Source organism: Dokdonia sp. Asnod1-B02 (assembly GCF_045063955.1).
GTDB lineage: Bacteria > Bacteroidota > Bacteroidia > Flavobacteriales > Flavobacteriaceae > Dokdonia.
Map to the genome: position 1 here is coordinate 2997879 of NZ_JBEFNW010000002.1, position 16345 is coordinate 3014223.

The 16345-nt window shown below is 37.3% G+C and carries 7 protein-coding genes; all 7 read right to left on the minus strand.

Annotation, left to right across the window (positions count from 1 at the left end; translation table 11 throughout):
* Positions 1–105: 105 nt before the first annotated feature.
* On the minus strand, positions 106–651 hold the full coding sequence (locus tag ACJJVU_RS13370; RefSeq protein ID WP_339847060.1) for a response regulator: 546 nt from the start codon (positions 649–651) through the stop codon (positions 106–108).
* A gap of 2 nt (positions 652–653) precedes the next feature.
* Positions 654–1061, minus strand: coding sequence for a response regulator (locus tag ACJJVU_RS13375; protein ID WP_013749854.1), 408 nt, complete (start codon positions 1059–1061; stop codon positions 654–656).
* Positions 1061–3268, minus strand: a complete 2208-nt coding sequence (locus tag ACJJVU_RS13380) for an ATP-binding protein (protein ID WP_405226413.1) — start codon at positions 3266–3268, stop codon at positions 1061–1063. The genes ACJJVU_RS13375 and ACJJVU_RS13380 overlap by 1 nt, the downstream gene beginning before the upstream one ends.
* Before the next feature lie 7 nt (positions 3269–3275).
* The gene (locus tag ACJJVU_RS13385; protein WP_405226416.1) at positions 3276–6878 is read right to left on the minus strand and encodes a CheR family methyltransferase; all 3603 of its coding nucleotides are present in this window, start codon (positions 6876–6878) and stop codon (positions 3276–3278) included.
* A gap of 654 nt (positions 6879–7532) precedes the next feature.
* Positions 7533–11834: a DNA-directed RNA polymerase subunit beta' gene (rpoC, locus tag ACJJVU_RS13390; RefSeq protein WP_339847052.1), complete on the minus strand. Its 4302-nt coding sequence runs from the start codon at positions 11832–11834 to the stop codon at positions 7533–7535.
* Positions 11835–11930: 96 nt separating this feature from the next.
* A complete protein-coding gene (rpoB, locus tag ACJJVU_RS13395; protein WP_405226419.1) occupies positions 11931–15752 on the minus strand; it encodes a DNA-directed RNA polymerase subunit beta in 3822 nt (1273 codons plus the stop codon).
* Between the two features lie 194 nt (positions 15753–15946).
* Positions 15947–16318: a 50S ribosomal protein L7/L12 gene (rplL, locus tag ACJJVU_RS13400; protein ID WP_035334247.1), complete on the minus strand. Its 372-nt coding sequence runs from the start codon at positions 16316–16318 to the stop codon at positions 15947–15949.
* Positions 16319–16345: the final 27 nt, after the last annotated feature.

The following is a 16345-nucleotide window of genomic DNA, read 5'->3' on the forward strand; positions in this document are numbered from 1 at the left end:
CTAAAGAAAAACTAAGTTGAAAGACTAGTAGTACTTTACATTTTTATTTTCATTAGTTATACTCACGAGAACCCCTTTACTTCTTAGGAGGATATTCTCGTAATATTATAATGAGTTTTTTATTTTTTCTAGATGCTCTCTTATTTTAGCTATTCGATCTTGATGAGAGATATTTTCTCTATTAATATCTTCCATATACTCCTTTATATCATTTACAAGATCTGTGCTCTGCTTAATACGATTTCTAGTGTTTTGAACAATAACAGGTCTGTTTTTGATTTTATCTATATATGGAGCCAGCTTAGAAGCAAGTACACTCATGTGTTTTTTTAAAATAAAGCCATCTGCACCATTTAAAATAGTCTCTGCTGCCAGTTCTTCATCTTGAAGAGTGCCTGTAACAAACAAGAAGGTGGCAGTAGGAGATTTACTCCTAGCAACTTCTAGCACTTCCATCCCAGAGCACGTAGGTAAATTATAATCTGAAATTATCATTTGCGGATTAAAAGTCTTTATTGCAACCTCTAAATCTGCTAGATTATCAACAACTTGCACTTTATATGCTTTATCTAACTTGTGAATTTGCCTTGTAATAAGGGCAGCATCTGAGTCTGTATCTTCTACAAGTAGTATATGTACTTCTGTTGACATAGTTATTTATTTAATGTTAACCAATATTTGGCGACAATAGGAATTCGCTCCTTTAGCTCGGCATAATTTTTAGGCTTTTCTAGGTAGCTATTTGCTCCATTGAGATAAGCCTTATCCTTATCACTTATTTGATCTGATGAACTCATCATAACAATAGGTGCATATTTAAATAGCTCTATTTTTCTTATTTCCTTTAATAAGTCTAAGCCATTTAATCTAGGCATTTTTATATCTAACAATATAAGATCTGGTATGCGACTCACATCATCATATGCCTTAAACCATGATAGAGCTTCTAAGGAATCATCTATAAAGCGAACTTCAACAAGGGGCATTTCTTTATCAAAAATACGACTCATTAATGCACTGTCTGTGGCATTATCTTCTACAGATACTATAAGTCCCTTCATTATCTAGTGGGTAGTTGAAAATAAAATGTGGCTCCTTCATCTATCTTACCTTCTGCCCAGATGCGACCTTGATGTTTATCTACCACACGCTGAGAGATGGCGAGACCTATCCCAGAACCTTCAAACTCATCCTTTACAAGTCTATTAAAAACTCCAAAAATTTTCTCATTATACTTATTGTTGAAACCTATGCCATTATCCTTTACATAGTAAACCGAAGGAGACTCACTACTATCAAAACCTACTTCTATAATAGGCTTTTCTACCATTTGAGAATACTTAAGAGCATTACCTAGAAGATTATTAAGCAATTGAAAAACCATACCTCGATCTCCAAAGGCGTCAGGTAATTCTGGGTCAATAACAAATTGTGAGTCTTTGTACTTCATATCTACTTGCAAAAATGCAACTACCTCTTCTACTAGATCTTTCATAGAAAAGACTCCCATAGCTATCTGATTTTTACCTATTCCAGAAAACGCAAGGATATCATCTATAAGCGTATTCATTTTGCTTGTAGAGTCGATGATTGTCTGAATGGCTTTTTGCCCGTATTCATCCAGCGTTTCAAAGTAATCTTCTTTAATTATTTGTGCAAAACCATCTATACCACGCAAAGGAGACCTCAAATCATGAGACACACTGTAGCTAAAAGATTCTAACTCTTTATAAGCTTCTTTAAGTTTATCGTTAAGAAGTTTTACCTCTTGATACCTACTTATAATAATATTCGAAATACTAGTTTTGAGTGCTTGAGCAGAAGCTATTTCATAATCTTTCCAAGGAAGCGATGTATTTACTTGCTCTTTATTCCATTTTTCGAAAGATTTCCTAGGGCTTAGTTTTTGCGCATTTTCTTCCATCGCTTTTTCTGGATTACCTCCCCAGGATATAACTTGTTTAAGTTCTGGTTTAAACCAGAGAAGACAATCCTTTTCTCCTTTTGCAATAAAAACACAAAGTAATCCCGAGCCTATATTGGCGAAAGCCACCCCCTTATCATACTCTTCTGCAATATTTTGAGTGGTATATATATCGCCCATCTGGGTGTTATAAATCCAGTCTATTAAGGCTGTAATTTCTTCATTACTGGGAGTCTCTCCTACAGTGGACACATTATTTTCTAAAAACACTGCTCCACCCGTAGCTTCTGTAATAGTGAGCATTGATGTAGACTTCTGTGTCAAACCATTTGCCACGTCCCATCCATCACTCATTTGCTCTACAAGGCTAGCTCGTATAGCAGATGTTGCGTTAATACGGCTGAGCACTTCATTGGACGCCCTTAATGTGAGCTGCGTAGAAAATACCTGGGTTAAAAACTTAACCGTTTGTCTTTGATAATAGTTTACAAACTTAGGATTATAATGATGACACGCTATCAAACCCCATAATTCTCCATCACTCACAATTGCTGCCGTGAGTGTTGCTCCCACTTCCATATTCTCCAAATACTCTATATGTATGGGAGACGATGCTCGAGACTCACAAAGACCTAAATCTACTGGCTCATCTTCTGCACTAGGCTTTGCATAAACGGGAACCGTCTGTGATGCAACATCTGCAATGATACGCACGCCTTGTTTTAAAAACAGTTTACGTGCTTGCTGTGGTATATCTGTCGCTGGGTAGTGCATGCCTATCCAGCTATCAAGGTGCTCTTCACGAGCCTCAGATATAATCTTACCGTTCCAGTTTTCGTCAAATTTGTATATCATTACACGATCATATGCAGTAAAACCCTTAATGAGTCTTGCTGTTTTATCGCACATTGCAGAGACAGAAACAGCCTCACTTAAATCTGATATAATTTCAGATAACTGGCGTTGCATGTATTGAGCACTTTCTTGCTGTTGTATGGGCTCTAATTCTATATATACTAATTGATTGTTGTGGTGAGTGACTACTACATAACGTTTATCATCAATGGTTACTTCTAGAGAGGTCTTATATTCACTTTTTATATATGTTTCTATAAGTGTACCATTTTGTCCCAACACATCTTCAAGACGCTTAGAATAAAACTCTTCACGCTTTCGCGAAAGCGTAGAAATCACATTTTCAGATATGTGTGATATCTCAAAAGATGAGCTATCTATCACAAAAAGCATCGCATGAGATTGTATACGACCTATGAGATGTATAGGTTCTTTATCACAATTAGTTAGGTCAATCTTTTTTGGATATAAAGCAGATGGACTCCCCATAGTTTACTTATTTTTTAATTTTGAAATAAAATGTACTACCTACATTTAACTGAGAGTCTACCCATATTGAGCCATCGTGAAGTTTTACAATTTTCTCACAGTGTGCAAGACCGACACCAGTACCTTCATATTTATGCTGGGTGGATGCACGACCAAAAATTTTAAAAACATGGTCAAGATCTTCTTCGGCTATACCTATACCATTGTCGTTTATCACAAAGGTCCAGTACCCTTCATCTTCAAAAGATGAAATACGTACTACAGGACTTACATCTGGCTTTGAATATTTGAGTGAGTTACCTATTAAGTTCTGGAACAATAATCTCAACTCCGTATTATAAGCCTGGATAGTAGGCATTTTACTAAGATGTATTTTACCTCCGCACTCTCTCAGTCTTTTGCCGAGATCATACTTTACAATCTCTAGTAGTTCTTGAACATTTACTTCTGTGCGCTCTAGTTCTTGTCCTATACGGCTATGCTCTAGAAGTCCTTTGATTTGGTTTGCCATTCTACCTGCTGCACCATAGATGTAACCCAAGTATTCGGTAGCCTTAGGGTCTAGTTCATCTCCAAATTTCTTTAGAATAACATCACTACTAAAGCGTATCGTACCCAAAGGTTCTTGTAAGTCATGTGAACATATAGATACAAACTGTTCTAGGTCTGTATTAATGCGTTGTAACTCTTCATTCTTATCATACATTAACTGCTGTGCACGCTGCAGATCTGATATGTTTATTAAGGTAGAACGCGAGTACGAGTTACCTTCTTCTGGAATCACCAGCTCAGAGTTAAGAATAATAGGAATCTCATTACCTTCTGTATCTATAAGGGTCATTTGCTCACCTTCTATCACTCCAGTTCTTTGAATCTCATCCAAGAGACCAAGGCCTTTAGCCTTAGAATCGTCTGTGTAGAAATCAAATATACGCCTACCTACAACTTCGCTACGAGAATTTAAGCCAAGCGTCTCGATAAAAATTTTATTACATTCTACAATACGCCCTGTAGAAGGATCTACACTAACGTGCATCACAGGATCATTTTCATAAAAATCTTTAAACTTCTGCTGGCTTTCTTTTAATTTCTTTTGTGAATCCACCGTTTTGGTAATGTCTACAAAGGTGATTACAGATCCTTCTATTTTATTAGTCCCTGTATAGAAAGGTGAAATACGTCGTATATAAGAGCGTCCACCTTTTTTATCAATTTGTGTTTCATTTACCTCACCTTTACTCATCACAGTTTCAATCTTACTTCTAAGTGACGATTTTCTCCCTGTTCCTAACTGGGTTAAGAAGTGATCTATAGGTCTCCCTACATCTTGCTTCATTAACTTGAAATGTTCTTGTATGGAAGGTGTAAATTTTCTAATTGTAAGTTGCCTATCTAGAAAGATTGTGGCTATCTGAGTACTATTAAGAATATTGTCCATATCTGCATTAAGCAATGCGAGATCATCCATTTTTTCAATATGCTCCACATTTACAGTATGCAATTCTTCATTTACACTCTGCAACTCCTCGTTTGTGCTCTGCAATTCTTCATTTGAGGCAAGTAACTCTTCATTGAGCGTTTGTAATTCTTCATTACTAGTCTCTGCATCTTCAAGCGCTTTTTTAAGCTCTCCTCTTGTTTCTTCTATCTCGTCTATAAGGTCTTTAATACGCTCGTCTGGAGCTACTGCAAGATTCATTGTACCACGAGCTACAGCTGCATCTGGATTCAATTCCTTTTCAATAAAGGTGACTACATAGTTACAGTCACTCGTGTTATTTTGAAAAACAGGCTTTACCATTACATTAACAACGGTATCGGCACCTGCTTTTGGGGTAATCACGTCGTTATAAATAAAATCTTTTTTTGAACGTTTTGCTTTTCTCGCAGCCGAGTTTACTGCCGTTTTCAAATTATCAGGAAGCATCTTTAGTAAGTCTAAAGAAAAACCGCTTTCTGGTAACTGTGCATACTTAGAAAAAGAACCTAAAGCATCTAGTACTTTAAAGTCTGCATCTACATATACACTAGCAGTATCAAATTGAGATAAAAGCACATTGCTTATACTCATTTTAATATCATTGGTAAATGTTTCTTTCTTGTGAATTACCGTTTTTTTCTGCTTTCGCGAAAGCATGAAGTTACTCTTATCTGCATTTGAAGTAAGTAACTCACTATGCAATCTCTCCGAAGGATGTATATTCTTAAAAATTTTAAGCTTCCCATTGATTGTCTCAAAGGAGTTACGCAATGCCGTTATAGACTCACTTGAACCTAAAAACAAAAATCCATTAAGTTTTAATGCGTAGTGTAATGTATGCAATACCGCTGTTTGCACCTCTGGCTTTAAGTAAATCAAAAGATTACGGCATGAGACCATATCCATATTTTTAAATGGAGGGTCTTTTAAAATATCATGATTAGAGAAAATAATTTTCTTTCTAAGATCTTTAGCAACCTTATATTCTTCTCCATCTTTAATAAAGTACTTCTGTAATTTACTAGGAGAAATGCTTTGAACAATGGTATTACTAAAAACCCCTTGAGATGCAAGTGCTATGTGCTCTTCAGAAATATCTGTAGCAAATATTTTAAGCTTTATATCCTTTTCCTGACGATCTATTTCTTCTTGAAAAAGCATCGCCATTGAATATGCCTCTTCTCCTGTAGAGCAAGCCACATCCCAAACTTTTATAGTGTCTCCATCCCTTTTATTTCTTACAATACCTGGTATGGTCTCCGCTTCTAGTAAATTCCACGCGTTTGTATCTCTAAAAAATTTTGTCACTCCTATTAAAAACTCTTTATATAACACAGAAACCTCTTCTGGATGAATTTTGAGATATGCTATATATTGATCAAAACTACCCATTTTAAGGTTTTGCATACGCCTTTCTGTTCGTCTCAGAATCGTAGGACGCTTGTAGTAATTGAAATTTATATTTGTATTAGTATGGAGAATATTTAAAATGGAACGCAAACGTTCATTATCTTCTGTAGAAATATCTTCCTTAAAATTAAACGCATCTTCATTATTAAAATAGCGATGTATTTCATCTATCATTTCTCCTGCTGGCACAATATAGTCTACATCACCACTATTTATAGCGCTTGTAGGCATCCCATCAAAGCTAGCCTCATCTGGTTGTTGTACAAGTACAACTCCTCCATGTTCTTTGATAGCTTGCACGCCTTTTGTACCATCACTACCTGTACCACTCAATATAACGCCTACGGCTTCCTTTCCATAAGCTTCTGCAAGGGAACTCATGAATAAATCTATAGGAAGATTGAGCGTTTTGGCTACTGGTTTGTCTAATAATATGAGGTGCCCATTTTCAATGATAAGATTCATTGAAGGAGGTATCACATAAATATGACTCCGCTTTATTTCAGAGTCATTAGTAACCGCAACAATAGGAACATTTGTTTTTTTAGACAGCAATTCGGCCATGAGACTTTTATGGTCTGGAGACAAGTGCTGTATAATTATATAACTGTAATCGTAATTTTCGACTACATTATTAAAAAAAGCATTGAGTGCCTCTAGGCCGCCAGCACTGGCTCCTACAGCTACAATAATATGCTTCTTATTTTGTGTGTTCTTCAAAAAGGTAGGGGTTAAAACTAAAAAAATTTACTAAAAAAAGAATTCGAAGATATGCTTAATATCTCAAATTAAGTTTTGTTTAAGAAATTTACGATTAAATATTAACATTTTGTTTATGTTAAAAGGAAATCAAAAGAAATCCTCACACTTTTGCCTAAAAGCGTTTAATATTTATTCAATACAGCACGTTCTAGTCCCATTACATAAATTAAAGACCAAAAACTAAAACTAGTTACTAAAAGCACTAGTTGCGTCTAGTAGCACTTGAATTGATGATCATTCATACATTGTTCATATTCTTATTATAATTACAAGCTCCTGTAAATCTTCTTATATTTTGATAAGTGATTTCGCAAGACACTTTTCATATCTACATAGTAGCTTTACATAATGAATGGTTAATGGTTATCATATGTTCCGATACATTAAAACATGGTGCTGCTTCAAATACATCTATAAAGTGTAAGTATTAGTACGCTTTCGCAAAAGCGTAAATAGTCTAATGAGCATTTATCTCAACACAAAATATTGAACCCCATCTAAGCAATGTGATTAGTTATATTAAAATAAAAAACCCGTTCAGCATTGCTGAACGGGTTTTAAAAATTATTAAAGCTTTTGTTTCTTAAAAAATTAAAAAACTCAAACTACATACTAGTTGTAATTCACTTCTTGCTTTTCAGTCATCATATTCTCAAGATCTTCTTTGCTTCCTACGAGTATATTATCGTAACGACGCATTCCCGTTCCTGCTGGAATCTTATGACCTACAATAACATTCTCTTTAAGACCTTCTAAGTAATCAATCTTACCGCTTACAGCAGCTTCGTTCAATACTTTTGTTGTCTCTTGGAATGATGCTGCAGAGATAAATGACTTAGTCTGTAACGATGCTCTTGTAATACCCTGAAGGATAGGAGAAGCTGTAGCTGGACTTACATCGCGAGCTGTAACTTGATTCTTATCTTCTCTTCTAAGTAAAGAGTTCTCATCGCGAAGCTCACGTGGTGAAACGAGTTGACCTGGTTTAAGGCTCTCAGATTCTCCTGCATCTTCTACGACTTTCATACCGTACATTGCATCATTTTCTTCAATGAAGTCTGCTTTGTGTACCAATTGATTCTCTAGGAAGATAGTATCTCCTGGATCTTGTATACGTACTTTACGCATCATCTGGCGCACAACAACTTCAAAGTGCTTATCGTTAATCTTCACCCCTTGTAGACGATATACTTCTTGTACTTCGTTTACTAGGTACTGCTGTACTGCAGACGGCCCTTTGATATTAAGAATATCATTAGGTGTCACAGATCCATCAGAGAGTGGCATACCTGCGCGTACATAATCATTTTCTTGAACTAGAATCTGATTAGATAACTTCACTAAGTACTTCTTGATTTCTCCAAGCTTAGACTCTACGATTATCTCACGGTTACCACGTTTGATTTTACCGAATGAAACCACACCGTCTATCTCAGATACTACTGCTGGGTTAGATGGATTACGTGCTTCAAACAATTCAGTTACACGTGGAAGACCCCCTGTAATATCGCCAGCCTTTGCAGACCTACGAGGTATTTTTACAAGAATCTTACCTTCTTTAATTTTATCTCCATCATCAATCATAAGGTGAGCTCCTACTGGTAAGTTGTAAGAACGTAGCGCGTTTCCTTTGCTATCCTCAATAATCAATGTTGGTATCTTCTTCTTATCTCTAGATTCAGATATTACTTTTTCTTGGAAACCTGTTTGCTCATCTGTTTCTACACGGTATGTAATACCTTGCTCAATAGACTCAAACTTAATTTTTCCAGCAAATTCTGAAATAACTACACCGTTAAATGGATCCCACTTACAGATTACATCTCCAGCTTTCACTTTATCACCAGAGCTGGCAAATATTTGTGAACCGTAAGGAATTGTATTTGTACTTAATGTGATACCCGTTTTAGGATCAGATACTTTTGCTTCAGATGTACGAGAGATTACGATTTGAACATCGTTTCCTTCGTTATCTTGTCCAGTTACAGTTTTAAGATCTTCGATCTCAAGTAGTCCAGGGAATTTAGCTGTTACACTAGAATCCTCAGACACACCTCCTGCTACCCCTCCTACGTGGAACGTACGAAGTGTAAGCTGTGTACCTGGTTCTCCAATAGATTGTGCTGCTACTACTCCTACAGCTTCACCCATTTGCACCGTTTTATTGGTTGCTAGGTTACGACCGTAACATTTCACACAAATTCCTTTCTTAGCCTCACAAGTAAGCGCAGAACGAACCTCTACAGTTTCTATTGGTGCAGCACCTATAAGATCTGCTATGTCATCATCAATCTCAACACCAGCCTCAACGATTACCTCGTTTGTAAGTGGATTAATTACATCATTTAATGATGTACGTCCCACGATACGTGCGCTTAGTTTCTCAATGATTTCTTCGTTTTTCTTAAGAGCTCCTACTTCTACACCTCTTAACGTACCACAATCTGTGCTATTAATAATAACATCTTGTGACACATCTACTAGACGACGTGTTAAGTAACCTGCATCTGCCGTTTTAAGAGCGGTATCTGCAAGACCTTTACGTGCACCGTGCGTAGAGATAAAGTACTCAAGAATTGAAAGACCTTCCTTAAAGTTAGAAAGAATAGGGTTTTCAATAATGGCACCACCTCCATCGTTAGATTTTTTTGGTTTTGCCATAAGACCACGCATACCAGTAAGCTGACGAATCTGCTCCTTAGATCCACGTGCCCCAGAGTCAAGCATCATGTACACCGAGTTAAACCCTTGTTGATCCTCACGGATACGCTTCATAGAAAGCTCCGTAAGAGTCGCGTTTGTTGATGTCCATACATCAATAACTTGGTTATAACGCTCTGTGTTAGTAATAAGACCCATGTTATAAGATCCAGTAATACCTTCCACTTGCTCGTTTGCATCATCAATCATTTCCTGCTTCTCCTTCGGGATAATAATATCTCCAAGAGAGAATGATAGTCCACCGCGGAATGCAAATCCATAACCCATCGTTTTGATACGGTCAAGGAAATCTGCTGTTACAGGTACACTAGTCACTTTAAGAATACCACCGATAATATCACGAAGAGACTTCTTAGTCAATACTTCGTTAATATATCCAGCTGCTTCTGGCACTGCTTCATTAAATAGCACACGACCTACAGTCGTCTCCATTACTTTATAAACAAGCTCTTTATTTTCATTAAAATCCTTAGCACGTATTTTAATGATGGCATTAATGTCTACACGCTTTTCATTGTAGGCAATGTTTACCTCTTCTGCAGAGTAGAAAGTGATTCCTTCTCCTTTTACGTGAAATTCTGGAGTCGATTTTCTGGCCTTTGTCATATAGTAAAGACCTAATACCATATCCTGAGAAGGTACTGCTACTGGAGCACCGTTTGCAGGGTTTAAGATATTATGAGAAGCAAGCATTAATAGCTGCGCCTCAAGTATCGCTTCAGGTCCCAATGGTAAGTGTACTGCCATCTGGTCACCGTCAAAATCGGCGTTAAATGCTGTACATACTAATGGGTGTAACTGTATTGCTTTACCTTCAATAAGTTTAGGCTGGAAGGCCTGTATACCTAGACGGTGAAGCGTAGGAGCACGGTTAAGGAGGATAGGGTGTCCTTTAAGAACATTCTCTAAAATATCCCAAACTACTGGCTCTTTTTTGTCTATTATTTTCTTTGCAGATTTTACTGTCTTTACAATCCCACGCTCAATAAGCTTACGGATTACAAATGGCTTATAAAGTTCGGCAGCCATTCCTTTAGGAATACCACATTCAAACAATTTAAGCTCAGGTCCAACAACAATTACAGAACGTGCTGAATAATCCACACGCTTACCAAGTAAGTTTTGACGGAAACGCCCTTGCTTACCTTTTAAAGAATCAGAAAGAGACTTTAATGGTCTGTTAGAATCTGTTTTTACTGCAGATGACTTACGCGTGTTATCAAAAAGTGAATCTACAGATTCCTGTAGCATACGCTTCTCATTACGTAAAATTACCTCAGGAGCCTTGATTTCCATCAATCTCTTAAGACGGTTGTTACGTATGATTACACGACGGTAAAGATCATTTAAATCTGATGTTGCAAAGCGACCTCCATCTAGTGGTACTAGTGGACGTAATTCTGGTGGAATTACAGGTACAACCTTCATAATCATCCACTCAGGTTGATTCTCACGATTCTTGTTTGAATCACGAAGTGCCTCTACAACTTGAAGACGTTTAAGCGCCTCCGTTTTACGTTGTTTAGACGTCTCATTATTTGCCTTGTGACGTAACTCATAAGAAAGCTCATCAAGATCAATTCTTTTAAGAAGGTCGATCAAACATTCAGCACCCATTTTGGCGATAAATTTGTTTGGATCCTCGTCATCAAGATATAGGTTTTCTTGAGGAAGACTATCAAGTATATTTAAATACTCCTCTTCTGTTAAGAAATCCATCTTGTTAAGCTCCTCACCTTCTTCACTCTTTGCAATACCTGGTTGTATAACCACATAACGCTCGTAGTAAATGATCATATCTAATTTCTTAGATGGAAGACCAAGTAAGTAACCTATTTTGTTAGGTAACGATCTAAAGTACCAAATGTGTGCAACAGGAACCACAAGATTAATGTGCCCCACGCGATCACGACGTACTTTCTTTTCTGTTACTTCAACACCACAACGATCACACACGATCCCTTTGTAGCGTATTCTTTTATATTTACCACAAGCACACTCATAGTCCTTTACAGGACCAAAAATACGCTCACAGAACAACCCGTCACGCTCTGGCTTGTGCGTACGGTAGTTTATTGTTTCCGGCTTTAAAACTTCTCCTCTTGATGCCCCTAGAATAGATTCTGGAGACGCAAGACCGATCGAGATAGCATTAAACTTCGGCTGTTGTACATTATCATTATTTCTTGCCATAATTCTGTATATGTCGAATTAATTATTGTTGTGAATGGTTATTGTTACGCTTTCGCGAAAGCGGAACCTCAAAAGACTCCGCTTTCCAAAAACCATTTACTTATTCTCTAGACGAATGTCTAGTCCCAGTCCTTTAAGCTCATGCATTAATACGTTGAAAGATTCAGGAAGTCCCGGCTCTGGCATAGGCTCTCCTTTTACAATACTTTCATACGTCTTAGCACGACCAATCACGTCATCAGATTTTACAGTTAAGATCTCACGCAATGTTGCCGAAGCTCCATATGCCTCAAGAGCCCAAACCTCCATCTCACCAAAACGCTGACCTCCAAACTGCGCCTTACCTCCAAGAGGTTGTTGCGTAATAAGAGAGTATGGCCCGATAGAACGCGCGTGCATCTTATCATCTACCATGTGTCCTAGTTTAAGCATGTAGATAACTCCTACTGTTGCTGGTTGATCAAAACGATCTCCCGTACCTCCGTCATATAAGTAAGTATGTCCAAAACGTGGAATACCTGCCTCATCAGTAAGTGCATTAATCTGATCTAGTGTAGCTCCATCAAAAATAGGCGTCGCATACGTTCTTCCTAATTTTTGACCAGCCCATCCTAGTACCGTTTCATAAATCTGCCCGATGTTCATACGAGATGGTACACCAAGTGGGTTAAGAACGATATCTACTGGAGTTCCATCCTCAAGGAATGGCATATCTTCTTGACGAACGATACGAGCAACAATACCTTTGTTACCGTGACGTCCTGCCATTTTATCACCTACTTTAAGCTTACGTTTTTTAGCAATGTACACTTTTGCAAGTTTGATGATACCAGCTGGTAATTCATCTCCTACAGAAATTGTAAATTTCTCACGACGTAAGTTTCCTTGTAGATCGTTTTCTTTAATCTTATAGTTGTGTAATAAATCTGCTATAAGCGTGTTAGTCTTGTCATCTGTAGTCCAAGTACCTTGTGTAAGGTGCGTGTAATCTTCTACAGAGTTAAGCATCTTAAGAGTGAATTTCTTTCCTTTAGGAAGAACTTCCTCACCTAGATCGTTCATAACACCTTGAGCAGTTTTACCGTTTACTAGCTTAAATAATTTTTCAATTACTACAGCTTGTAAATCGTCAAACTTATCGTCATACTCATTTTCAAGAACAGCGATATCTTCTTTATCCTTTGCACGCTTGCGCTTATCTTTTATTGCTCTTGCAAACAATTTCTTATTGATAACCACACCATGTAAAGAAGGAGAAGCTTTAAGAGAAGCATCTTTTACATCACCAGCTTTGTCTCCAAAGATTGCACGTAAAAGTTTTTCTTCTGGAGTAGGATCAGATTCTCCTTTTGGAGTAATCTTACCTATTAATATATCTCCAGGTTTTACCTCTGCTCCTATACGGATCATTCCGTGCTCATCAAGATCCTTAGTAGCTTCCTCAGAAACGTTAGGGATATCGTTTGTAAGCTCTTCGTTTCCTAACTTAGTATCACGCACATCAAGAGAATACTCATCAATGTGAATAGAAGTAAAGATATCATCACGTACTACCTTTTCAGATATTACGATTGCATCCTCAAAGTTATATCCTTTCCAAGGCATGAAGGCAACCTTCATGTTACGTCCTAGTGCAAGCTCCCCTTTCTCGGTAGCATACCCTTGACATAATACTTGACCCTTTTCTACTCTATCACCTACTTTTACAATAGGTTTCAAGTTGATATTTGTTCCTTGGTTCGTTTTACGGAACTTAATAAGGTTATATGATTTAGAATCTTCGTCAAAGCTAACTAAACGCTCATCTTCAGTACGATCATACTTGATAGTAATCATGTTTGCATCTACATACTCAACAGTACCCGCACCTTCTGCGTTAATAAGTACTCTAGAGTCTGTAGCTACTTGACGTTCCAGACCTGTTCCCACGATAGGCGCATCTGCCATAATAAGTGGTACTGCCTGGCGCATCATGTTTGATCCCATCAGTGCACGGTTTGCATCATCATGCTCCAAGAATGGAATAAGAGATGCAGATATAGATGCAATCTGGTTAGGAGAGACATCTGCATAGTGTACGGTATCAGGATCTACAACAGGAAAATCTCCTTCCATACGTGCAATTACTTTTTCTTCAGTAATTGCCCCACTATCATCCATCGGGTTGTTTGCTTGTGCAATTAACATCCCTTCTTCCTCCTCTGCACTTAAATAAAGTGGTTCAGATTTTAAATCGATTTTACCGTTTTCTACTTTTCTATATGGAGTCTCAATGAATCCCATGTTATTCACCTTTGCATATACTGCAAGAGATGAAATAAGACCAATGTTTGGTCCCTCTGGTGTTTCAATTGGACATAGTCTTCCGTAGTGAGTATAGTGAACATCACGTACCTCAAATCCAGCACGCTCACGAGATAGACCTCCAGGTCCAAGAGCAGAAAGACGACGCTTGTGCGTTATCTCTGCAAGAGGATTGGTTTGATCCATAAATTGTGATAACTGGTTTGTTCCAAAGAAAGAATTAATAACAGAAGACAATGTCTTTGCATTAATCAAGTCAATAGGAGTAAAAACTTCATTATCACGAACGTTCATACGCTCACGAATAGTACGAGCCATACGAGCAAGACCTACACCAAATTGTGCAGATAATTGCTCACCAACTGTACGTACACGACGGTTTGATAAGTGATCAATATCATCAATCTCTGCTTTTGCATTAATCAACTCAATTAGATACTTAATAATTGTAATAATATCAAGCTTAGTAAGCACTTGCTTATCCATCTCGATATCAAGACCTAATTTTTTATTCATTCTGTAACGACCTACTTCACCTAAGTTATAGCGTTGGTCTGAGAAGAATAATTTATCAATAATACCACGTGCTGTTTCCTCATCTGGCGGTTCAGCATTACGTAGTTGTCTATAAATATGTTCAACAGCCTCTTTTTCAGAGTTTGTTGGATCCTTTTGTAGTGTATTATGGATAATCGCATAATCTGCCTGCTGATTATCTTCTTTGTGAAGTAATACGGTCTTAGCTCCAGCTTCAAGAATTTCTTCTACATGGTCTTTTTCTAATACAGTATCACGGTCAAGCACAATCTCGTTACGCTCGATAGAAACAACTTCACCAGTATCTTCATCTACGAAGTCTTCATGCCATGTGTTAAGAACACGTGCAGCAAGCTTACGACCTAAATATTTTTTTAATCCTGTTTTAGAAACTTTTACTTCCTCTGCAAGGTCAAAGATTTCAAGGATGTCTTTATCTCTTTCAAAACCGATTGCACGGAAAAGTGTAGTAACAGGTAATTTCTTTTTACGATCGATATATGCGTACATAACGCTATTAATATCTGTCGCAAATTCTATCCAAGATCCTTTAAAAGGAATTACTCGGGCAGAATATAATTTTGTTCCATTTGCGTGGAACGATTGTCCAAAGAAAACTCCAGGTGAACGGTGTAGTTGAGAAACAACAACACGCTCTGCGCCATTGATCACAAATGTTCCGCTAGGAGTCATGTATGGAATTGTACCTAGATATACATCTTGTACAATAGTTTCAAAATCCTCGTGCTCTTCGTCAGTACAGTATAATTTTAGACGTGCTTTTAAAGGCACACTATATGTAAGACCACGCTCAATACACTCTTGAATAGAGTATCTTGGTGGATCAACGAAATAATCTAAAAACTCGAGTACAAAGTTGTTACGAGTATCTGTAATTGGGAAGTTCTCGAGAAAAGTATTATAAAGACCCTCATCACCTCTCTCATCAGACTTTGTTTCCAGTTGGAAAAAATCTTGGAAAGACTTTACTTGAATATCCAAAAAGTCTGGATAATCAGGTCTATTCTTTACCGATGAGAAACTGATTCTTTCTCCTTGTTTTGCATCTTGCATCATCAACGAACGGAATTTGATTAGAACTAAACTTGCCCCTTAGCAAGTTTAAATATGATTTATTATGTACGATTAAAATCAAGTAAATATCGAGTTACAAAAAAGGTAACCATCTTATACGACAAATGGTTTAGGTATAATCGTACTTCCGAAGAAGTACAATTAACCTAAACCTTTATCTAGTTATTATGGTAAGCTTACTTAAGCTCAACCTCTGCACCAGCTTCTTCTAATTGAGCTTTAAGTGCTTCAGCTTCGTCTTTAGAAACACCTTCCTTGATAGGAGATGGTGCATTATCTACAAGCTCTTTTGCATCTTTAAGTCCAGCTCCAGTTAATTCTTTTACAAGTTTAACTACAGCAAGTTTAGAACCACCAGCAGCTTTAAGGATCACGTCAAATTCTGACTTTTCCTCAGCAGCTTCAGCTCCAGCTCCAGCTGGTCCAGCTACTACTGCAGCAGCAGCAGGCTCGATACCGTATTCATCTTTTAAAATAGTAGCTAACTCGTTTACTTCTTTTACTGTAAGGTTAACTAATTGTTCTGCGAAATCTTTTAAATCTGCCATTTTCTATCGTTTTTGAAAATTGTAATT